14 protein-coding genes and 1 other RNA gene are annotated in these 23157 nt (G+C 34.7%); 14 read left to right on the top strand and 1 reads right to left on the bottom strand.

The window, feature by feature from the left end; all coding sequences use genetic code 11:
* Positions 1 to 138: 138 nt before the first annotated feature.
* The 7 genes from MKY13_RS16510 to MKY13_RS16480 all read left to right on the top strand — a co-directional run bounded on the left by MKY13_RS16510 (position 139) and on the right by MKY13_RS16480 (position 7099).
* Positions 139 to 1080 (top strand): hypothetical protein, encoded by a 942-nt coding sequence (locus tag MKY13_RS16510; protein ID WP_339213973.1) that lies wholly within the window; start codon positions 139 to 141, stop codon positions 1078 to 1080.
* 56 nt (positions 1081 to 1136) lie between these two features.
* Entirely contained in the window at positions 1137 to 1751 is a 615-nt protein-coding gene (locus MKY13_RS16505; RefSeq protein WP_339213971.1) for a signal peptidase I, read from the top strand.
* Positions 1752 to 1778: 27 nt separating this feature from the next.
* Complete coding sequence (locus MKY13_RS16500) at positions 1779 to 2453, top strand: hypothetical protein (protein WP_339213969.1); 675 nt, start codon at positions 1779 to 1781, stop codon at positions 2451 to 2453.
* Positions 2454 to 2634: 181 nt separating this feature from the next.
* A complete protein-coding gene (locus MKY13_RS16495) occupies positions 2635 to 3381 on the top strand; it encodes a carboxylesterase (RefSeq protein ID WP_339213967.1) in 747 nt (248 codons plus the stop codon).
* A 241-nt stretch (positions 3382 to 3622) separates the two neighbouring features.
* Positions 3623 to 6034 (top strand): ribonuclease R, encoded by a 2412-nt coding sequence (gene rnr / locus MKY13_RS16490; protein ID WP_339213965.1) that lies wholly within the window; start codon positions 3623 to 3625, stop codon positions 6032 to 6034.
* A 74-nt stretch (positions 6035 to 6108) separates the two neighbouring features.
* Positions 6109 to 6573 (top strand): SsrA-binding protein SmpB, encoded by a 465-nt coding sequence (smpB, locus tag MKY13_RS16485; RefSeq protein ID WP_191704340.1) that lies wholly within the window; start codon positions 6109 to 6111, stop codon positions 6571 to 6573.
* A gap of 271 nt (positions 6574 to 6844) precedes the next feature.
* The gene (locus MKY13_RS16480; RefSeq protein WP_339213962.1) at positions 6845 to 7099 is read left to right on the top strand and encodes a hypothetical protein; all 255 of its coding nucleotides are present in this window, start codon (positions 6845 to 6847) and stop codon (positions 7097 to 7099) included.
* 25 nt (positions 7100 to 7124) lie between these two features.
* On the opposite strand, the gene MKY13_RS16475 is transcribed toward MKY13_RS16480, so the two are convergent.
* Positions 7125 to 7283, bottom strand: coding sequence for a hypothetical protein (locus MKY13_RS16475; RefSeq protein ID WP_339213961.1), 159 nt, complete (start codon positions 7281 to 7283; stop codon positions 7125 to 7127).
* Between the two features lie 63 nt (positions 7284 to 7346).
* Between MKY13_RS16475 and ssrA the strand changes: the two genes are divergently transcribed.
* The 7 genes from ssrA to MKY13_RS16440 all read left to right on the top strand — a co-directional run bounded on the left by ssrA (position 7347) and on the right by MKY13_RS16440 (position 23138).
* Positions 7347 to 7703, top strand: a transfer-messenger RNA (tmRNA) gene (gene ssrA, locus MKY13_RS16470).
* A 466-nt stretch (positions 7704 to 8169) separates the two neighbouring features.
* The gene (locus tag MKY13_RS16465) at positions 8170 to 9927 is read left to right on the top strand and encodes a hypothetical protein (protein WP_339213960.1); all 1758 of its coding nucleotides are present in this window, start codon (positions 8170 to 8172) and stop codon (positions 9925 to 9927) included.
* Positions 9928 to 9940: 13 nt separating this feature from the next.
* Positions 9941 to 11449, top strand: a complete 1509-nt coding sequence (locus MKY13_RS16460) for a hypothetical protein (protein WP_339213958.1) — start codon at positions 9941 to 9943, stop codon at positions 11447 to 11449.
* 5 nt (positions 11450 to 11454) lie between these two features.
* Complete coding sequence (locus MKY13_RS16455; protein WP_339213956.1) at positions 11455 to 16740, top strand: DUF87 domain-containing protein; 5286 nt, start codon at positions 11455 to 11457, stop codon at positions 16738 to 16740.
* Between the two features lie 2 nt (positions 16741 to 16742).
* Complete coding sequence (locus MKY13_RS16450) at positions 16743 to 17579, top strand: DUF4007 family protein (RefSeq protein WP_339213954.1); 837 nt, start codon at positions 16743 to 16745, stop codon at positions 17577 to 17579.
* A 31-nt stretch (positions 17580 to 17610) separates the two neighbouring features.
* Positions 17611 to 21837, top strand: coding sequence for a hypothetical protein (locus tag MKY13_RS16445; RefSeq protein WP_339213952.1), 4227 nt, complete (start codon positions 17611 to 17613; stop codon positions 21835 to 21837).
* 383 nt (positions 21838 to 22220) lie between these two features.
* Positions 22221 to 23138: a DUF4007 family protein gene (locus MKY13_RS16440; RefSeq protein ID WP_339213950.1), complete on the top strand. Its 918-nt coding sequence runs from the start codon at positions 22221 to 22223 to the stop codon at positions 23136 to 23138.
* The last annotated feature ends 19 nt before the right edge of the window (positions 23139 to 23157 follow it).

Below are 23157 nucleotides of genomic sequence, written 5' to 3'. Positions count from 1 at the left end.
TATAAATAGCTTTTGTGTTTTGAGGAATATATTTAAGGAAATTCCAATTAAATAAATTAGAAAGGCGGTATTGGATTGAACCCCAGACCTAGAGGCAGATATAAGAAAAAGCAATATAATCTGATCCTATATATAAAAATGACACTTATCGTTTATTTAGCTATTTTTGGAGTCAATTATTTGTCATCTGATACATCCGCCTATCTCAGCAGCCAGTCTGTGCTTACCGGAACAATTGCGGCTGATATATGGGAAGTGCCCGTCGCTCCTGCTTGTGGGGAGGAAGACTTGGATGAGAACGTGCCGGGTGAGGAATCCGAGCCTAATACTGAGCAAACAGTAAATACTGAACAAACAACAAATCCTGAAGAAACAGCAACTACTTCCCAGGAACAAACAGCAACGGTTGCTATAACAAGTCCAGAAAACGAGATGGACTGTGTAATTGTCGTGAGTGCCCCTGGAGCTATAGATGCAGGTAATTCAAGTGATTTAGCATGTAAGAAAACAGATGCACCAGTATTGAAAGTTCCGGTATCGGAAGTATCTGGAACAGAGCCTGTAACAGCAGTGGTCCCTGTATCGAATGACAAAGTCGATTGTAAAAAAGAAGATATAGATGAAGCTGAAAAGAAAGATGAAGAAAAAGATAAAGAAAAAGATAAAGAAAAAGATAAAGAAAAAGATAAAGAAAAAGATAAAGCACCAGAAGATGTGGAAGGACCAGCTAGTGACAAAGAAGATGCAAAAAATGATGAAGAGAAAGATGAAAAAGAAACTAAAAAAGAAAAAGCAACAGAAGATGTAGAAGCCCCAGCCAATGAAAAAGAAGAAAATGATAAAGCACCAGAAGAGGCAGAAGCTCCAGCTAGTGACAAAGAAAAGGCAGAATCCCCAAACCAAAAGGAATTAACTCCTGTGGAAAAAGGCGCGGAGAAAGATTCTGGTACTAAAGCAGGTTCAGGTGAAAGCAAAGAGAGCGCAGGGCAGAAATCGAACGATGAAAGTCCAGCGCAGCCGGTTAGCAGCTCTGAAACTACTACCCCAGCTAGCGAGGGATCACCATTACTGGAGCCGTAAAGCTTCGTGTTGACTGGAAATATTAATTACAAAAAATTATGTAGAGGGTGGTACAGATGAGAAGTATTAGAAACAAAGCAAAGAACAGCAAAATAATGAAATGGGTCAATAATATTGTGACAGGTATTTTAATGACGCTTCTCATTAGCGTCGCTTTCATCGTAGTGATTTCAAAAGCATCGGGCGGTGAGCCTCAATTTTTCGGATATCAATTAAAAACGGTTCTTTCGGGATCGATGGAACCAGACATCCAAACGGGTTCCATTATCGCAGTCAAGCTTGCAGAGGATAAAACGAGCTATAAAGCAGGGGATGTCATCACGTTCCAGGAAGCAGAAGACTTCTTAGTAACTCACCGCATTACAGAGGTGGTTTCAAACGGAGATTCTGTACTTTACCGAACAAAGGGTGATAACAACCAGTCAGAAGATTTAAATCCAGTAATGGCTGAAAATGTGGTGGCGCAGTACACGGGCTTCACATTGCCGTATGTAGGATATTTTAATAACTTTGCTTCTTCAAAAAATGGTGCATTTTTATTGATCATACCAGGCATACTATTGCTTTTATATTCAGCATTTACACTATGGAAAGCACTAGCTTTAATCGAAATACCTCTTAGAAAACAGGATGAAGTCGTTGCAGAAGATAATGCGAAAAGCACATCTTGAATCGATTGCAAGGATATGGAGGATTATATGAAAAAACTGTTTCAAATGATACCGCTTCTGTTGCTGCTAGGCAGTATATCTTTATTTCCCGTAACAAGTGCATTTGCAGATGATGAAAGCACTGAGGAAAATAATGAAATAAACTTAAGCCTTTCACCTAAGGAAACTTTATTTGATATTACAAATATGAAGCCTGGTGACTGGGCGCCTAGAACGATTACCGTCAAAAACATGGGAACAAAAGACTTTGACTATCTCATGCAGTTACAAAATAGTGGAGATAAAAAGCTGTTTAATGAGTTGCTACTCGAAATAAAAGCTGGTGAACAGGAATTGTATCAAGGGAAATTAGCTGACTTTGAATCTTTGCCAATAAGAAAACTGGCAACCGGCAATGAGGAGAATTTGGATGTAACAATTCGTTTTCCAGAGCATCTTGGCAATGAATTCCAAGGACTTCATGCTTCATTCGATTTCGTTTTTACAGCAGAAGGAAATGACAGTGAGGCAGAGACTGTGACTGTTCAAGAAGTGATGATAGGAAAGATTGATAGCTCAGGAAGCCCTATGTCAGGTGGTCCACGTTTACCTGACAGCACAACAAATTTAGTTAATTTCATGTTAATTGGTGGTGCTCTTGGAGTAGGCGGGATTGTCTTAATCGTCTTCCTTTATTACAGAAAGCTAAGATTTGCTCAATAATCTTATACGGATTTTATTACACGCCTAACCAAGCATTTACTGCTAGGTTGGGCTTTTTCTTTTAGTACGGGGGAAAACACAGTATAATAGAAGAAATGGAAAGTTATTCATCAAAATGATCGATTCGTAGGTGTGTACGGGTCGTATTTTTCATATCTTGAATAAGACAGGAGCCACTAGCATGAAAACAGCTTTGTCTTCACCGTTCTTTTTTGAGGCAGGGAAAAGGGCGGTATTATTATTACATGGATTTACAGGAAGTTCGGCGGATGTGAGGATGCTTGGCCGCTTTTTGGAAAAGCAGGGCTATACATCGCTGGCACCGCATTATAAAGGCCATGGTGTACCACCGGAAGAATTAATCGTCTCCAATCCCGATGAATGGTGGGAAGACGTAAAAAGTGGGTATACTAAATTAAAGGAAGCAGGCTATGAGGAAATCGCCGTTGCGGGACTATCGCTCGGTGGCGTGTTTTCATTAAAGCTTGCGACAAGTCATCCAGTGAAAGGTGTAGTCACAATGTGCTCACCGATGACGATGCGCACGACAGACATTATGTTTGAAGGCGTACTTGAATATGCAAAACAATACAAAAAAAATCAAGGTAAAAGTGAACAGGAAATTGAATTAGAGATTGAAGCAATTAAACAGCAGGGCATGCCTTCATTGCCTGAACTGCAGCAACTTATTTACGATGTACGACAAACGATTGACCATTTGTATGCGCCGATTTTAGTCATTCAATCGACGAACGACAAAGTCATCAACCCCGATTCCGCCAATATCATCTTTGATACCGTCGAATCCATCGACAAAACGATCAGTTGGTATGAAGAATCAGGGCATGTCATTACACTCGATAAAGAAAAAGACAAGCTTCATGAAGAAGTTCTCACGTTTTTAAATTCATTAGATTGGACAGTCTAATGATGTGAAATAATTTTGTTCAATTTATTTATAAAAGGGAAAATTTTTAACCGTACAGTAGTTGATTGTAGTGGAGGGGCGACTCCTGGGGGATAAGCGTGACGCCTGAGACTACAGGCTCAGGCCACGCCCCCGGAAAGCGTCCCCGCAACGGAAATCAACGGTTATAAGGGAATAACCTTTTAAACATATTATAGGTAAACTTGAACTTTATTTTCTGTTCAAAGGAGGGAAATAATACATGACACAACAAAATGAATTACAACAGCGCGTCCTTGATATGATGAAGGACGATGGCTACAAACCAATGACCGTTTCGGAAATTGAAGATACGCTTGAATTGGTAGAAGCGGATGATTTCCGTGAATTAGTGAAAACACTCGTAAAAATGGAAGCACAAGGACAAATCGTTCGCTCCCGTTCGAATCGTTACGGTTTACCGGAGCGCATGAACTTACTGCGCGGCCGCTTTATCGGGAATGCAAAAGGCTTTGGCTTCGTTGCACCGGAAGAACAGGGCATGGACGATATTTTCATCCCGGCACATGAAGTAAACGGGGCGCTAAACGAGGATACCGTGCTAGTCCGTGTATTAAAGGAACAATCAGGTGACCGCCGTGAAGGAACGGTTGTTAAAATCGTAGAACGCAGCAAAACATCATTTGTCGGTACGTACCAGGCAAATCGTGGCTTTGGCTTTGTTATTACAGATGATAAAAAGCTGAATATGGACATTTTCATCGCGAAGGAAGATTCATTGGGCGCGGTTGATGGACATAAAGTAGTCGTAGAAGTGACGCATTGGCCAGATGCAGCGAAATCAGCGACAGGGATGGTTACAAAAATTTTAGGTCATAAAAATGATCCGGGTGTGGACATTTTATCGATCCTTTATAAATACGATATTCCGCCAGAATTCCCGCAAGAGGTTGTCCAGGCGGCAATCGATGTACCGGAGGAAATTACGGAGCAGGATTTAGTTGGTCGTCGTGACCTACGTAATGAAGTCATCGTAACAATTGATGGTGCAGACGCAAAAGACTTAGATGATGCCGTAACAGTTGTCAAAAATGGTGATGGTACGTATAAATTAGGTGTTCATATTGCCGATGTTAGTTACTATGTGACACAGGGCTCGGTACTGGATGAGGAAGCTTATGAACGTGCGACTTCTGTTTATTTAACAGACCGCGTTATTCCGATGATCCCACACCGTTTGTCAAATGGGATTTGTTCATTGAATCCACAGGTTGACCGTTTAACGTTATCTTGTGAAATGACGATTGATGGAGCAGGTCATGTTGTGAAGCATGAGATTTTCCAAAGTGTCATTAACACGACAGAGCGTATGACGTATTCGGACGTTTATAATATTTTAGAAAATCCGGATGAAAACCCAGAGCTAATGGAGCGCTATGAAAAATTAGTGCCGATGTTTAAAGATATGGCGGACTTAGCGCAAATCCTACGCAACAAACGTATGGGGCGCGGTGCGATTGACTTTGACTTTAAAGAATCAAAAGTATTAGTTAATGAAGACGGTTGGCCGACTGACATCGTATTACGCGAGCGTACAGTAGCAGAGCGTTTAATCGAGGAATTCATGCTTGCGGCGAACGAAACGATTGCCGAGCATTTCCACTGGATGGAGCTGCCGTTCATTTACCGTATTCACGAAGATCCGAAACCAGAAAAATTACAACGTTTCTTTGAGTTTGTTACAAATTTTGGTATTATGATAAAAGGTACAGGAAATTCGGTACATCCGAAAGCATTGCAGGAAGTCATTAAATCGATTGAAGGGTTACCAGAGGAGCCGGTTATTTCAACGATGTTATTACGTTCGATGCAACAGGCGAAGTATTATGCGGAGTCTTTAGGTCACTTCGGTTTATCGACAGAGTTTTATACGCATTTCACATCACCAATCCGACGTTATCCGGATTTAATCGTCCATCGTTTAATTCGTACGTATTTAGTAAATGGTGATACGTCGAAGGAAACAGTTGTGCAGTGGAGTGCTGTAATGGATGAAATTGCGGAACATACGTCAAGCCGTGAGCGTCGTGCAGTAGAGGCAGAGCGTGATACTGATGCATTGAAAAAAGCACAGTTCATGTCTGACAAAATTGGTGAAGAGTTCGAAGGGATTGTATCATCGATTACGAACTTCGGTATTTTCGTGGAGCTTGAAAATACAGTAGAAGGACTTGTGCATATTTCGAATATGACCGACGATTATTACCGATTTGATGACCGTCAATTGTCAATGATCGGTGAGCGTACAGGTCGCCAATTCCGTATTGGGGATGAAGTGAAAATCCGTGTAGCGAATGTCGTGATTGAGGAATCTTCAGTCGACTTTGAAATTGTCGATATGATCAGCAGTCCTCGTCCAGCACGTCGCTCAACATCGAAAGTCATTCATGCAGGCCGCAGAGAAGGTCGTGGCAAGGATGCTGAACGTACAGGCGAAAAACGTGACCGCAAAGCACGTGGTGGAAGCAAGGCACGTCCTGAGAAGGCAAAACGTTCAGGAGGCTCGTCTGACCGTGATCCACGTGGACGCCGAAAAGAAGGCAAAGCGGGCGATAAGCCAAAGTTTTTCGAGGGCATCGCAAAAGGGAAAAAGAAAAAAAGTAAAAAGAAATAGTAAGGTGTGAAGCTATGGTGCAATTTTCGGCATCATAGCTATCTCCCTTATGTTGATAATAGAGGTGTTTAACGATGGCAAAAGGCACAGGTAAAGTGTTAGCTCAAAATAAAAAAGCAAGCCATGATTACTTCATAGAAGAAACGATTGAAGCAGGGATGGTACTGACAGGTACAGAGATTAAATCTGTGCGAGGTGCCCGCGTCCAACTGAAGGAAGCGTATATTAGTGTGATGGGCGGCGAAGCATGGGTTAAAAATATGCATATTTCTCCGTTCGATCAAGGCAACCGCTTCAACCATGACCCACTACGTGAACGCAAGCTGCTCTTACATAAAAAGCAAATTAGTGAGTTAGTCGGTGCAGTAAAACGTGACGGCTATACAATCGTGCCGCTTAAAATGTATATTAAGGACGGCTATGCGAAGCTGTTAATCGGTCTTGCAAAAGGTAAGAAGGATTACGATAAGCGTCATGATATGAAGAAAAAAGAAGCAAAACGCGATATGGAGCGTGCTTTCAAGGATCGCCAGCAGTAAGCGGGTTTTCTTTATTTTAGTAAGAGTAACTACCTAATAAGTAAATTGAATAGGGGCAGCCTGGTTTTTACTGAGGTCGCTTGTATAAGATTTTTTAAAAGGTATGTTAAAGGTTTTAAAATCTTTTAACATATCTTTTTTTGTGTGGAAAAAGTGGTTTTGAAAATTTTACTTGTGGGTAATAATTAAAAATGGACATTAAATTGACAATATTTTAGATAGAACAGGTTGTAAATAGGAAAGGTACTAGGATAATAGGGGGATATAACAGGTGATAAGAATACGCAATGCAGAAATTATAGATAGAATTGTTTTGTTAGTTGAAAAACATTGTGAAAATCCTAAATGCATGGCAATGGTAGAAGAACTGGTTGCGATAAAATGTCCAGAATACGAGGAGGTTTTTGAAGAACAAGTAGGAATGCCTTTAAGTGAATATATTTCAGCCATCCGTTTATACAGAGCTGAAAAATCGCTCGTAAATAAAGGAATCGACCGTGTAAAGTTGCAAAGCCAATTCAGCTGATTCGTTCGTGGAAAGAACAGGACAATCATAATTGTGCTTGATGGAAATAAAGCAATGACGGAATCGTAGCTTTGCGATGGAGAGCGAAGCAAATATTGGCAAGGTGTAATCGAAGTGGATTTACTTGCAAGCTCGCACGTTTTGTCATATAATTTACTGTACTAGCCAGTGTGTATCTACTCATACGGTACACGTTTTAATGAGCATCTCGCTCATGCCGAAACTTAACTCGGGTTTACTACTACTCGGGGACGTTACGGATTCGACAGGGGTGGTTCAAGCTCTGGTCGCGCGTCGGAGGTCTCGTCTTCGTCAACAACGGAAGTTATATAATAACTGGCAAACAACAAAACTTCGCTTTCGCAGCTTAATACTGCGTAGCACTCAGCCTGTCTATCGCCCATGTAGACTACGCTGGGTTCAACTTAAGTGGGATACGATCGTTGGCACCACCTGAGTCAACGGTAAGAGATTTCCAGGTTAGCGATTCGGACGCCTGTCTGTCGGCATAAGAATTCGCGAATTGCAAATAGACAAACTACACGCGTAGAAGCCGGCGTATTGGAGCTTCTGGACGTGGGTTCGACTCCCACCGTCTCCATACTACAAAGTCTTTAAATTTCATTTGATGCCAAGACCCTTGATAAATTAGGGTTTTGGCATTTTTTCTTTAGTATACAGTATCGATGAGTATTATAATCAGGGGAGCAATCCTTTTTATTAGCAGGTTTTAATGTGGCTTAAAATATGCCGTTTAATATCAAAGAGAGATGTAAAAAGACCGTTTAGAAGATAAGTGGTAGGCTGCTGGATATTAGTTTTGTAAATGAAAATAAATATAATAGGTGACGGCTAGTTTTGTTTGACCGAATTTTAAATGTCATATTATCGCCTTACTTTTCGGAATTGTATGGGTTTTTTATAGGATAATAGAATTGCATACTATATGAGCATATTTATACAAATTTAATATAGAAAATCTATAGAAAAAAGGAAATTTCTGTTTACAATAATATATAATTAAAACTATCAATATAATTTTACAAATATAATGAATTTGGAGTGTAACAATGCATACAGATTATATCAAATATTTACAATCTATGAATAATGCGAATAGTTCTAATGACAACGCGATTGCAGAATCTCAATTTACTAATCCCTTTTATGAAAAAATCCGAGTACAAAGTAATCTTGGAGATTTTTTAATAAATAAAATAAAAGCAAAGCCAACGTTTATTTTACTTACAGGTCATGCTGGTGATGGAAAAACAAGTTTGTTACACCAAATTTTGCGTCAATTTAATGGTATTCAGTCGGGAGTGCCGTTAGAAGAGGAAGATATTGTAGAAACTTCATTTAATAATAAAAAAATTCACTATGTTAAAGATATGAGTGAACTTATTTCAGAAAAACAGGTTGAAAGTATTAAAAGGGGCTTAAAGGTTGTTTCGGAAGAAGGATCAAGTATTGTTGTCTCTAACACAGGGACATTAATAGATGCATTTAAAAAGTATTTTGAGGAATCGAATTTTGATTTGAGCGAAATTGAAATGGATATATTAAAGCTGATGGATGAAAATTCATTTGAAGAGGGTTATATAGGGGATATCTCTGTCCTAGTTATTAATTTAGCATTAATCGATAATACAGGAATTGTATCAAATTTAATTGATAACATTTTAAATGAAGAGTTATGGGAAGGTTCAGATACATGTAATTTAAAAGAAGTGTGTCCAATTCATAATAATTATAGGACATTAAAAAATAACCAAGAAAAGTTTAAAGAATTTGCGATGAATTATTATCGCTGGTTAGCTGAAAATGATAAACGTTTAACGATTCGGCAAATTTTATCTCACTTATCATTTGCCATTACCGGTAATTTACAGTGTCACAAAATTAATGTAATCAATCAACAAAGAATTTTATTTGATTATCATGTAAGTAATTTATTTTTTGGTTGTGTAGGTATTGAAGTAAACAATGATGCTAGAAAGATTAAATCTATTACTGAAATTCAAAAATTAAAATTAGATGAAAAAAAATTATTATTCGACCAAGAATTATTTGTAAAAGAAGATTTTTCAATATTGGTAGATGATGTTCGAGGAATATCAAATAGCATTTGGAGAGACTATACAAAAAAACAAATAGTAAATACAAATTATCTGCTTTACGGAGAAGAATCAATTAAGATTCGAAAAGCAATGCGGCGTATGCAAATTTTATTCTCTGATGTTGATGAACACCAAAAAGAAATTTTATTTGGGGAATTATACTCTCCGGTGTATCTAAAATATTTAGATTATCAAAAAAATAAATTAGGAGTTCATCAAAAACGTCAACTAAGAGAGATTGTGTTTAAAGCACTTCAAATTTTAATAATGGGTGATAATAGCGATATTTCAATAAATAAAATACTATATCTTCCATTAAAAAGAAGTGGATTGAATAATCAAAATGTTTATTTATTAATCGGTAAAGTGGAGTATCAAAGTTTGTCTGTAGAGGTTGTAAAAAGAGAAAATGCTATTTCAGACAAATCAATCAACCAACTAGTATTGAAATTTGATCGTTTACCAAATGAGTATATTATATCGTTGCCACTTTTAGAATATTTTTATCAGATTGCCAATGGTTCTTTATCCACAAAATTAAACCCAGTTTTGTCTCATGGTATTAACAAACTAAAAGCCCAGTTATATAAAGAGTATAAGTTTAATGACGGAGATGAAGCCATTAAATTATTGATTCAAACATTAACGGGTTCAGAAATTATCGATATTGAATATGATATGGATAATAAAAAACTCTATTTTAATTAGGAGGCAGATGAATATGAACTCACAGTTTTTCCCGAATTATGATGATTACAGTATTAATGAACATAATTCACAAATTCAAACTTATGGGCATCGTTTATATAAGGACCAAACATTATATGAATACCTACTAGAATTTTTATTAGTTTTTATATCCCCGAAAAGTGAGGGACTAACTAAATATGATGAAGTGAAGCGCGATAGGTTTTATTTTAATGATTTAAAAGATGAATCTAAGCAAATTTATTATTATCCAACACCACGAATGGGATTAAAGCGTTTTATCTTTTTTAACCGTAGTGATTTAGAAAAACGCTTTGAAGTAGATCGTTTTGCGTTAGAGGAGCATCGAAAGCATTTAAAACAATCTATTCAAGTTGAAACTTCGGCTTATAATCATGAATTTGCATTAGATGTAATTCAGGATTTATTTTATGGATACAATGGGATTGTAGGTAAGCGTTCATGGTTCGCACAGTCATTATTACCATTAGCACCAGAAATCATTTTTACAGAATCAATTGGTAATAAGAAAACACGTTCAGAAATTTTACAGCCTGAAAAAAACTTATTAATAGATATTGATCGTAAATTTCAATTCAATCAGCATATGTTCATGGCTCGTGGTGGAGAAGTGTATTATTTACACGTACTTCAAGGATTAAAGCAATTTCCTCCCGAGTGTCGCGAAATAATTTCTAATAAATTGAAAGAACTGGTGACATCTATTCCACAATTAAGCTCATTAGCAGATTTTGTTCAAAGTGAGTGGGAGGACTTTATTGACTTAGAAGAGACTAAAGAAGATTTTCATTATATTAAAAAGAAAATTGAAGTAATACCTAAAGATTATGAAGATGTAGCACCTTATACAGTAAAGGAATTGCAAAATTTACTTAATAGCGAACTAGATACATTTGAAAAAGTAGAACTATTAGGGATGTTAATAGCTATACAAATTATTCGTATGATGACGCATCGTTCAAATAAAGTTTTAAACATTGAGAAAAAGCAGCCTTTGGTAATCGATTTAACGAAAGTAACGCAGGGGGCAATTCGTAAACAAGCAGTGCAAAGTTACGAGCAACTTGAAGAAAATTTATTTAGAGCAATTTTCAATGCTTATGACGAAGAAAAAGAAAGTCATAAGAAAAATGCTATTACAGATGCGGCAAAGGATACGAGCTTATTGGTAAGAAAACTAGGTAAAGATATTGGCTTAGTAATTCCACCAACAGGTGTGAATATGCGCATGACTTTAGATGAGAACTTGGTGAAAATTTTAGTCTTAACATTAATTAGCCCGGGAGAACGATTATTATTTACAACATTCTTACAAAAATGTTATGAACAGTACAATATTATTATTGGTCCAAAAGAAGCCGAACTACATTTTGATGATGTTGCATATTTAAATGACTTTAATGAAAATGAGCGTATTTTCTTAGAGTTGTTAAGAAACTGTGGTTTCTTAAAGAATTTATCCGATGCTACATCAATCGTTGAAAATCCATTCAAAGGGTGAAATTAATGAAAACATATATTAAGAAATTAAGTGATTTAATTAAACAGAATATTAGTAGTACAGCTAGTGCATCATTTATTCGTTTGGATTATTTCAATCATCCTACTATTTATTTAGAAGTTGCCAAACATTTAACAACTGTTATTCCTAATATTGAAGTCCATCTTTCTGAAGAAAAGTACGATGCCTGGAAAGAGGAATATCCAGTTGAAATTGGAGAAATGATGCATTTAGGATTTGTAAGTGTAAATCAACGATTTACTAAACTGCGTAATGAATTTGGTGAATCTAAAAAATCAATTGTTTTACTTGCTACAGAAAGTGTACAAGATACCGGTGGGCTAGCTGATTTTTATTCTATTACACCTGAGGATATGAATGTGAAATATAAGGGGAATTTCGTTGAGTTTTTCGGAACAATAGATGAAGAGGACGAGCGTTCTGTAAAAATTATTAATAATTTATTTACAAGTATATTTAAACATGTGCCTTTAGACTTATTAAAAGTAAGTGATATTGCGGACACAGTGTTAGAACATGGTTTATATGATATTGATGAAATCGTAGAATTCATTTTAGGGAATTTATGGAGAGAATTTAGTTTGCCCAATATTTTAACGGTGAGTAATAAGTTGTTAAATGAACTATACAAAGGTAAAACATTTAAATTATTTGATGCTAGTGTGAAATTTATTAAGCGAGATGCGTATAAAAGCGGCTTAAGTAATAGTGCTGAAAAAAAACTAGTAGAGAAATTTGAAAAGTTTGAATCTGCAATTAATTATGATGAGTATGTAGAGGCAATTAATCAAACATTTGGATCATACGATAATTATCGCAATAATGTTATTGATTTTGCTAAAGGGGAAAATTTAGATTTTTTACGCCCGAAATTAGCGCAATTTGACCAAACGATCACAGTTGAAATTTTAGGGATTAGAATAACCGGGACAACTGTAAAAAGAGATAAGGTCAAAAAAATTAAAGGTGACCCAATGCAAGCGTATGCTCAGATGATTATTGAAGTAATTGCGAGCTTACCGGAACGTTTAAATATGTCTGATAAAATAGAGTTTCATGTAACAGGTGTCAACTTAGCAGATAGTATTTTAGACGAAGACCAAAATAATCGTTGGAGCGAGGTTTGTATTGCGCTAGGTGGTCTAATTGACTATTTAAATGTAGAATTGCAAAATATTTTCGAGCTACAATACCGTAGTAATGAAGATCCGTTTGCTCTAAAAGATAGAGCTAGTGTGAACCTTGATTTTAGTAAATCACCAAATGCAGTTTCAAAAATCAACTTTGAAATTACAGTTTCAGGTTATGAAAAAGATAAATGGTTATTTGAGTGGTCGTTTAATCCATATGAATATTGGTTACAATCATTTAATTTAATGCCATACTTTAAAGCGGAATTAGCGGAAAATAATGAAATGAAACTACCGATTTTTACAGTGAAAAATTTAGGTAACTTACTAACAAGTACTGATACAGCTTCATTCCATTATCAATTGAATAATACTGAAATTATGCTTCATGATACTTTACCTATTTTTAAAAAAACCGGTAAAGCTGAGGCTATTGATGAAAATAGAGTAGTAAATAAGCTATTTCGTATAATAGAGCCATTTATGAAATTTGTGTTAGCAGTCAGTGATAATGGCATATATCATGCTTTGAGAATTCAAAAATTAGATGTAACCACTGCGGCTGCCGAACTAATTAATATTTATACTACAGTATATAATGAATTATGGCAGGCCTACAGCATGTATCCGCAATATGAAAAAGATCATTTTTATTTAATATCTAATTTGTTCACATTCGTCGAAGAAGAAGACTTTAAAGAATTAAATAAAAAGGTTCAGGGGGCCATTATTCCGCCTTTTCATCCAGCAATGCTAGAGAAATATGAGGCACAACAATCATTTATTCGTCGAGGACTTTATTTAGTGTTAGAAGAGTTAATTGACGAAAATGAGGAAGAAATTAAACCTTATTTAGATGAATTTAATCGTTATCGAAATAAATCTGCTATCTTATCAGGTGTAGATTCTTTAATTACTGCAAAAAATATTTATCATGCACCATCACATATACTTGGACATTTTGCTTTGCATGGAGAATCTACGAGAACGCAAATTATTGATAGTTCTCATTTAATGGAGATGAGCGTAGCAGATGATGTAGATGGTTCAGAAGAAATAGAGACAAACTCATCGAAGGCGATAATTATTGAATCACATATTGATGAATATATTAAAACATTTCCTTCAAGTATAGATGCATTATCATTGTGTTTCATCAATTTTAATCATTTATATCCAGTTATTGAGGGAATCAGAAACTATATAAAAAAACATCAAAAATATATAGAGAAAATTAATTTAAATATTGATATTCTTACTTCAAAAATAAATTATAAAGCTCAAAATTATGTGAAAATGTGGCTAGATGACACATTCAACGTTGATGATAATGTCTTATTTAATTTACATTTTAATACGTATAATGCTGATGAAATTGAAAAATTAAAGGAACAGCTTGAGTATAAATCGTATGACTTAGCATTTGTAGATAATTTATTAATTACTAGTGATATAAAGTATCAAATTAACAAAGGGAAAAAGATTGCACCGAGCGAGATGAAATACCCAATGGTGTTTAATCCAATTCCAGCACCAAACGATATGGCAGAAAGACGTGTTTCGATTAGCCAAATGCAATTTGAGGCTTCGTTTGCTCATTCACAATTAGTTTTCTGGACAGAAAATAATTATGCGAAAGAAAATGAGTTTTACCGAGTAGAAAAAGTTCTTTCAGTCCAAAAAGGAATTGAAAAGATTCTAGAAGTCTTACATGAAAAAGCACGCTGGGTTGTAAGTATAGATATGGGTCTAGATAAGCAAATTTTTAATAAAGAAAATATTATTAGCTTTTCTACCGGTGAAGGGGTATATGGAGAGCTAAACGTAGCGATTTCAGCTTCAAAAGATATGAAGGAGGATATTAAAAGACGATTAGAAACACGACTTTGCAAATTATTTCCTTCATGGAGTTCAAATATGTATTCAAGAGCAGCTGAATATTGTTTAAATGATTCGGTAGTATTAGATGGCATCAAAATTTTAAAAGCTTTAAATCCATACGATTATGAAATTCATAGTTATTTGGCGTCATTGTTTGCAGTGGAATCTTTAAAGATTAAAGAAATTAGAGAAGAGACGCTGTTGAAAAGCTTTATCTCTTTAGATTCATACAATCATTGGTTTATTAATGAACCCAATCGTCCAGACTTATTGGAGCTTGAAATCGTTCGTAATTACAATGATGAGGATCTACATATTAAAGCGAATCTTGTAGAATGTAAAATGGGGAAAGAAAAACCAGTTCATGTTGAAAAAGGTCTTCGACAACTTACGAACGGCTATGCTTTTTTATCAGAAAAATTCTCGAAGGATTCTACAAATCATGACCGTCGTTATTGGTTTGCGCAGCTCTACCGACTATTAGCATTCTCACCAATGTATATTACAACTGATGACCAAAGTCGTGAAAAATTAAACAGTGATTTGATGAAAATTTTAAATGGTGAATTCACAATTGAATGGAAGACAACATTATTAACCTATTGGTTAGACTATAACGCAGAAGAATTAGACATACAGGTATATCCATTAGGTAATACGGATGTTGAGGTACATCACCAGGCATACGGTCAGTTATATATTCAGAAACACTTGTTGCCCCAAGAGCAGCGAGAAACTGTTGAGTTTGAAGATGCTTTAAATGAAGAGTTTGATACATTTGCTGATGATGAACATTCATTTAACGAGTATATAAAGGAGCAAAAAGTCAGGGGGAATGTTGAAGTGGAAGAAATACCATATGAAGAACAGGAACCAAGTATTGGTCTAGGCAGTGCAGAAGAGGAATTTGAGCAAGTGATAAAAGTGGCTCCAAAGCAAGACTTTAATGATGATGTACAGAATCTTGAAAAAGAATTAACTCCTGTTGGGATAGAAACAGAAATAAAAGATAAATTTGAAGAGCAGCCTAAAAATCAATCTGAAGTTTCACTAGCGAATGAATCAGATTATTCACAGCAAACTACATCTGACAAAGGAGAGTCGCCGTCTACAAATGTTGTTAATTTAATGGATGCACGAGTGCTGTTAGGGAGAGATCCAAAAACGCTAAAAGATATCTATTGGGAATATGGTCATCCACAATTGGAAAACCGCCACTTGTTAATTACGGGAACATCTGGTGTAGGTAAAACATACTTTATGCAATGCTTATTACTAGAGTTAGCAAATAATAATATTTCAACACTGATTTTTGATTATACAGATGGCTTTAAATCTAGTCAGTTAAACTCAGACTTTAAAGCAGCAATGGAAGATCGCATTATTCAGTTCAATGTTCTACGCAATGGATTCCCAATTAACCCGTTTAAACGAAATATGAAAGAATATGATGAAAATGAATACGATCTAGAGTCTGAGATTGATGTAGCTGAACGTATTGCTAGTATTTTCTATTCAGTATATAAAAAGAACGGTATTGGCGATCAGCAAAAAAATGCAATTTATCGTGCTACATTAAACGGTTTAAATAAATATGGCGATAAAATGAGCCTAGAATATTTACGAAGTGAACTAGAGGCTTTAGATAAAGGTAGTGCAAAAACCGTATTATCAAAAATTGAGCCTTTAATTGATCGAAAGCCATTTGAGACAGAAGACCTATTTGATTGGTCGGAGCTACGTAAAGCTAGCGGTAAAGTATTTATCGTTCAGTTAACAGGATTTAATCGTGATATTCAAGTGCTGCTAACAGAATTTATTTTATGGGATATTTGGAGCTATAACTTATCGCATGGCAGTGTTGAAATACCATTTCCTGTAATTCTTGATGAAGCACAAAACTTAGATCAGTCAGAGAATTCTCCAAGTGCTCGTATTTTAACAGAGGGACGTAAGTTTGGATGGTCTGGCTTATTTGCAACTCAAACATTACAACTTCCTATTACAAAAGATGCGATTACTCGCTTCCAAAACGCAAGTTTAAAAGTGCACTTTTTACCGCCAGAAGGTGATAACAAAAATATTGCAAGTTTCTTAAGTACAGAAAGCAATGAGCAAAAAAATTGGGCATCTAAATTATCGAGATTAGCAAAAGGGCAATGTGTAGTTGTAGGGGCCAACCGCTCGCCAGATGGTAGCCTAGGACCGAAGACGAAGCATATTATTGAGGTAACGCCATTGAATGAAAGGAAAAAATAAGAATGAGTAATCTTGAGTTGAAAGTGTACCACCTTAACTTTCATCAATCTTTCGCACCCGAAACAGAATCAATAAATCGCATATTATCATTAGCTAATTCAAATGTAGATTTTTTAACGAAAGAGGAAATTTCAGAGCAAACTTCAATTCCAACAGGAAAGTCTTCAGGGAAAGTCGAGCCGCATATTTACTATGCGGCTGCAATGAAGCTAATTACATTTGAAAAAGTTTCTGGAAAGTACAAATGTGAATTAACAATATTAGGGAAACTAGTCTTATTGGAAGATCCATATATGGTAGAGAATCTTTCAAAATTGTTATTACATACAATGCTAGTTGATAGCCACTCACTGGCTTCGTTATGGTCTTACTTATTTAATGAGTTTATACCGAAAGTTATGAACAATTTTAATAATGATCAAATTCAAAATGCTATTGAGCGAAAATTTGAAGCGAATGTAAATCTGACTCCTTTCAGAACTTGTTATACAAGTGATTTATCGTTAGGAAGTTTAGGTCTAATTAAAATTGAAGATAAAGAGTATTCAGTGAACCCGCATAAACTAAAAAGAGAAAATCTTTATGTTTATGCATTTGCGCTCCTTTCTAAATGGGAAGAGCTGTTACCAGATCAAACCGAGATTACAATTGATGACATTTTGAATACTTTAAATTTCGGTAAAGCGTTTATATGGGATGAAAAACAAATCCGAGACGTTCTGGATTTAATGCAAGATATAGGATTAGTGAAGTTAAATGCTCAATTATCACCAATCACAATTATTAAAAATCAAAGTGCAGAACATTGTATGAAAAATCTATATTCATTACTTATTTAAAATAATTTTTAATTAAGTGGAAGGAGCAACAATGTATAAATTCCAGGATGTGATTCGTTTTAAAAAAGAGCTGTATTTTAATGGTGCAGTTCAGGTAGATTGGTTTTACAATGTTCAAAAACAACTTGAAGTGGCTAGCAGTTTTGTATTCCATGGACCAGAATATTTTGGTGTATCAACAGATGAGATTACTGTGAAGAGCCATAGATTACTAGATACAGCATCATTTATGAATGTATTGGTAGATAAGGTTTACGGTGAAAGTCCTCTTTCAAATTTCTTTTTAACAATTGCACCATACGGAACAGGTAAATCGCATTTATCAGTAGCAATGGCAAGTTTTTTGAGTGGTAATGTTTATGCACAAAAAGTTGTATTAAAAAATTTACAGTCAGTAGATAGCGATATCGCCAAGCAAGTGGCAAAGCATGAGCTAAAGCCAAATTTAGTGTTGATGCTAAATGGTATGCGTGATTTTAACTTAAACTATGAAATTTTAAATGCCACGCAAAAGGCCTTAAATGTACAGAATATTGATACAGAGTTTTTAAAAGAATTAACAAAATCATATGATATAGCACGAGTATTTGTTGAAAATACATTTGATAATTATAAAGAGCAGTATGAAGTATTTGCAGGGTCACTAAGTAATTCGAGTGCAAAATTAAACTTAAAGGAATATTTAATCGGAAATATTTTAGCTGACTCTGAAGTGTTCGAAGTAATTAATAAAGTCTATAAAGAAATCAATGGTACATATATTCGTTGGGATGAAGGAATTTCCGCTGGTGATGTACTAGAAAAAATTTCAGATAGGCTTTGTGGTGATCGTGAGCCATTCAATAAAGTTATTGTATTTTTTGACGAGTTTGGTCGTTATATTGAATTTGCTTCAAATAACCCAACAAAAGCTTCAGATGCTGCATTACAACAAATTTATGAAGCAGTGCAAAATGCAGACGATAAAATCGTATTTTTAGGCTTTATTCAATCGGACTTGAAATCATATCTAACACGTGTCGACCGTACAGCGAATATTAATCGTTATGTAGGCCGTTATGAATCAAGTGAAAAAATGCACTTATCTTCAAACCTTGAGACGATTTTTGCGAATTTAATTGAACGTAAGGATACAAAAGCGTTTAGAGAATTAATTACAGCGAAACTCGAAAAAAATAATAGTGAATGGGAACTATTTCACAAAAAGCTTATCAAATGGTTGCCGGATGCAGGTAATTCAAGTGTTTGGAGCAACTACTCACATTTTAAAAAGGTTGTTCTTGAAGGGATTTATCCATTACATCCATTAACTTCTTGGATTTTATCGAATCTTTCATCTTGGTTACAGCAACGCTCAACTTTAACCTTCTTAGAAACAATGATTAATGATCTAACAGATCACCAAGTCAGTGAATTTGGAGATTTAATGTTAGTACCTGCAACACGAATTATTCGTTCAGAGTTTTTCAATGAATTGTTAGCAGCCGAGCAAGAAGGGCGTAAGCAAAGTGAATACTGTATTTTATACAACCAAATATTAACTAAACATGGTGATAAAATTGACGAACCTGCCAAAGAAATACTAGCAGCAGTTTTAATTAGTCGTATCGGTCGTTTTAAAACACAAAGTCGTACTGAAACAATAGAATTACTTTCATACATCACGAATAAAAATATGAAGGATATAGAAGCCACGATTCTATTATTAGAAGAACAGTATGGTGTTTTAAGTTATGATGAAGTGGCAAACGTATTCGACTTTATCGCTGATGCAATTGGTGTGAACGATTTCAAATTACTGCTTCGCAAGAAAAAGCGTAATTTTGAAATTGATATGTCAGCAGTATTTGATATGGGCTTAAATGATGAATTACCACTAGCTGAAGTTGAAACTGCATTCGGAATAAAGAATTTTGTCCGAACTCGGGAATGGAAATTTACACAAACAATTATGCACATCAATGATATTAACGTTAGAAGCTTAGCAAAAATTAAAATGACGCACTTAGAAGCTTTAGAACCTGATAAGCCAAAAGGACAAATTATTTGGTTATACATCCCTAGCAATAATGAATCGAAAAAGATTGCAGATATTCAAAAACTGTTGAGGAGTGAGAAGTTTGATGAGCTACCGGTTATTTTCTTTATTTTAGATGATAAAGAAAATAAGTTATATGATGCTGTAGCAGATTATCGATTATCTCAAAGTTTTCATAGGCAGGAAATTGAAAAGTATCAGCGTTTTATTAATGACTTCCAGGAGAAGGCCAAATTAGTACTTGAAGGTGCTTTCAGTCAATTGGCTGGTGAACATTTACGTGTTTCATCAACAGAAATCGTAAAGGTAACTAGTCGTTTATCAATTATTACGAATGAGTTATTTGAAAAATTGTATACGAGAGTCATTCCATTTTCATATACGGAATTTGCTAATACAACATTAAGTAAAGCTAAAAAAGGGTTATCACGTATTTGTCGAATTATTCTTTCTAACGTTATTTATCAAACGATACATGCGGAAAGCGCGGACATTAAAGGACGCATCGAATCTGTTCTGTATCAAAAATCAGTAGAATCTTGGGCTGTTTTGAATGAGGACTATAATTTAATTGCTCCTAGAAATCCTAAAATACAATCTATTTTTAGCGAGTGGGATCAATTACTTGAAACAGAGGGTTCTTTCGATGTTCAGTCAGTTTTTGACAAATATCAAAAGGTTCCGTATGGTATTAACGATTATGCGTTATCATTACTAGTTGCCGTTTATTTAGCTTCTCGTCGTGAAGAAACAAAAACTCAATTAGATGATGGACGTATTCGTTTAGATGAATGGGCACCGAAAGTATTTACAGATAAAGCTGTCAATTTAAAATTGATGTTAGACACTAGAGTAGTGCAAGTAAAACCTGATGAATCTGCAAATAAGTTTTTAAGTCTCTATAAAAAAGCTGTACAAAATGCAAATGTAAATGTTGCTAAAGATTTATATAATCAATTTGTTGAATTAAAAATTGAAGAAGACATTCCTGCAGATTTAGAAGATAAAGTTACCAATATGGAGATTATCTTAAAAGAAGGTAATCGTTTATGTGACGAAACAAATAATTTTTTTGGGAAATTAAGACAAAAATTATCGGATGCTCGCTCAAAGAATGATGATTTACTAGGTATCTTTAATGTGCTAAATGATTGTAGTCTTGTTCAAGATAATATTAGCAACTCTGATAAATACGTTTATAACAATGAACAAATTGAGGAAGCTCGGAAAATTGAAGCACTAGCACATCAATACTTTAAAAATACATTCTCTGAATTCTTGAAAAATCTAAAATGTCAGTCTCGCAGTCAAGCAACAGCATTTGAAAAATGGTGCAAAAGATTAGTAGAAGAGTTAAATAATTATAATTATCGTGATGAAGCAAAAGCACTAATTACTAAAATTGATAAAGTATTAGATAATCTAGATCCAATTCAAGATAAGGTGAATGATTTTGTTAGAAATACACCTAAGTCTTTTCAAGGGTATTCTAAATTAGTAGAAATTCATGATTTAGGCGAAAAACTCCTTCCATTAATAGGTTCAAGTAAGCTACAACCAAAAGACAAGCAGAAATGCGGAGATGAGGTTACTAAAGTAATCGAACTTGCAAAGATGGCTTTAAAAGCTTTGAATGACGAAGTTGCAGAAATTTACGATACAATTTATGATATTCAAAATTTAAGCCAATGCCAGAGCTTCTTCCAAAAGGTTAAAGCCATTTTAAATAAGGATATTAATGAGAACGATCGTGAAGGTATAGAAGAAGCTGCGAACCATGTACAAAATTTCTTAAATGACATACAAATCATTTCCGTAAAACAAGATAATCGTTTTGAGGTTGAACAAGAATTTGAAATTTTAAATCGTAAGTGGGAAGAAATTGAGTCAGAAGTTGATTTCCTTCTAATTTTAGCTAATTATAAATTAGAAATTCAAGATCGTTTAACGGTAAAAGAAACGGAATGGTTGAGGGAATATATAGTTGAGAGTAAAGCTGTAAATCAATGGTCTGCTCAAGAATGTACAGTTTGGCTAAATAGGGTAATGGACACACCGAACTATTTAACTGAAAAATCATTTGAAGTGTTAGATCATACCAAAAAAATTGTTCAAATAAGAATGCAAGAGTTAAATATTGATGCAGTTATTAGTCTGTTCAATAATCTTTCAGAGAGTGAAAAAGCTGAAGCATTAGTAAGAATGCGACAATTGGTTTAAACGAAAAAGGCAGGTATTCCCTGCCTTTTTGTTCTAATATTGTGAAAATGGTCTCTCGTTTATGATTTGAAATCGATCGCCGAATTACGCACTCTAACAAGATACTATTTGAATTCGAGAAAATATCAGCAATACATAATGTTTTTGAATTTCATTTGGGACGCTAATAATTCAAAGCATAACCTTATATCCCTAATATTTTAAAGACAAGGGCCAAATACATTAAAATTCATTACATATAAAAATATTAAAATTAAGTTGATTACCGTAAATTTACAAGTAATCTAAGAAGTTACTAGTAAAAATCCGAATGTATATTCGCTATTCAAGATATAAATTGCTATAATGTTTACTGGGGAGTCTCTCCAGTAAGAAAAGAGACATTGGAATCATTAAATATTTTATTGCTGGGTATAGTGACCAGAAAAAGAGAGGGAACAAAAGTGGCTTATGGAAGACATGAAAGTTTCTATTTAAGAAACAAATGGATTAGTAAAGGATTAAAACACGTTGATAATAACAGTACATTTTTTTATGAAAAAGATAATTTTGAAAAAATTGGGTTAGGTAAAAATATGGTCCGTTCTTTAAGGTTTTGGCTTACAGCTTTAAATCTAGTTCAAGAGGAAAATAAACATCACACTTTGACACCTCTTGGAAAAATTATTTTTGAAAAAGATCGACTGTTAGAAAAACCAGCAACAATTGCAATTTTACACTCAGAATTATTATTAAATAGGGGAGATACTGCGACGGTATTTAATTGGTTCTTTACAAAATATAAAGAAACAGTTACGACAAGAGCAGAACTGAAATCGGCTTTCAAAGTTTGGGTAGAAGCAAAAGAATCAAAGCCTGTTTCTGAAAAGTCTTTAGATCGCGATATTGATGTTCTGATTCAGTTATATACGAAAGAAGCAGATGAAAATGATCCTGAGGATTCGATCTTTAGTCCGTTTACATTGTTGCATTTAATTAAAGAGGAGCGTTCGGGGGATAAGAGTGAGTTAATACGAAAAAATGAAGTTAACTACGACACAACAAATTTAACAGCATTTTATTATCTATTACTTCGTTATTCTCAAAATGAAAAAGTAGAGTTAATTCAACTAGATGAAATCATGAGTAATGATACTTTGTGGGGAAAAGTATTTAATATTTCAAAATCAGAAGCAATCGATATTTTAAATAAATTGGCAACTGATGAAAAGTACCCATTAGAATATGTTCGTACGAGCAATTTAGATAATGTTAAAATACCTCAAATTACAGAGTTAGAATTTTTAGAATCAAGGCTATAATAAGATTAGGTGGATAATA

This window comes from Solibacillus sp. FSL W8-0372 (assembly GCF_037969735.1).
GTDB lineage: Bacteria > Bacillota > Bacilli > Bacillales_A > Planococcaceae > Solibacillus > Solibacillus faecavium.
Note: the sequence above shows the minus strand (reverse complement) of the source record. Positions and strands in the feature narration are given on the sequence as shown.

What these genes read in the sequence shown, in the direction of transcription:
- MKY13_RS16510 (WP_339213973.1), top strand. Translation starts at nt 139, where the DNA reads ATGACACTTATCGTTTATTTAGCTATTTTTGGAGTCAATTATTTGTCA.
- MKY13_RS16505 (WP_339213971.1), top strand. Translation starts at nt 1,137, where the DNA reads ATGAGAAGTATTAGAAACAAAGCAAAGAACAGCAAAATAATGAAATGG.
- MKY13_RS16500 (WP_339213969.1), top strand. Translation starts at nt 1,779, where the DNA reads ATGAAAAAACTGTTTCAAATGATACCGCTTCTGTTGCTGCTAGGCAGT.
- MKY13_RS16495 (WP_339213967.1), top strand. Translation starts at nt 2,635, where the DNA reads ATGAAAACAGCTTTGTCTTCACCGTTCTTTTTTGAGGCAGGGAAAAGG.
- rnr (WP_339213965.1), top strand. Translation starts at nt 3,623, where the DNA reads ATGACACAACAAAATGAATTACAACAGCGCGTCCTTGATATGATGAAG.
- smpB (WP_191704340.1), top strand. Translation starts at nt 6,109, where the DNA reads ATGGCAAAAGGCACAGGTAAAGTGTTAGCTCAAAATAAAAAAGCAAGC.
- MKY13_RS16475 (WP_339213961.1), bottom strand. Translation starts at nt 7,283, where the DNA reads ATGAGTAGATACACACTGGCTAGTACAGTAAATTATATGACAAAACGT.
- MKY13_RS16465 (WP_339213960.1), top strand. Translation starts at nt 8,170, where the DNA reads ATGCATACAGATTATATCAAATATTTACAATCTATGAATAATGCGAAT.
- MKY13_RS16460 (WP_339213958.1), top strand. Translation starts at nt 9,941, where the DNA reads ATGAACTCACAGTTTTTCCCGAATTATGATGATTACAGTATTAATGAA.
- MKY13_RS16455 (WP_339213956.1), top strand. Translation starts at nt 11,455, where the DNA reads ATGAAAACATATATTAAGAAATTAAGTGATTTAATTAAACAGAATATT.
- MKY13_RS16450 (WP_339213954.1), top strand. Translation starts at nt 16,743, where the DNA reads ATGAGTAATCTTGAGTTGAAAGTGTACCACCTTAACTTTCATCAATCT.
- MKY13_RS16445 (WP_339213952.1), top strand. Translation starts at nt 17,611, where the DNA reads ATGTATAAATTCCAGGATGTGATTCGTTTTAAAAAAGAGCTGTATTTT.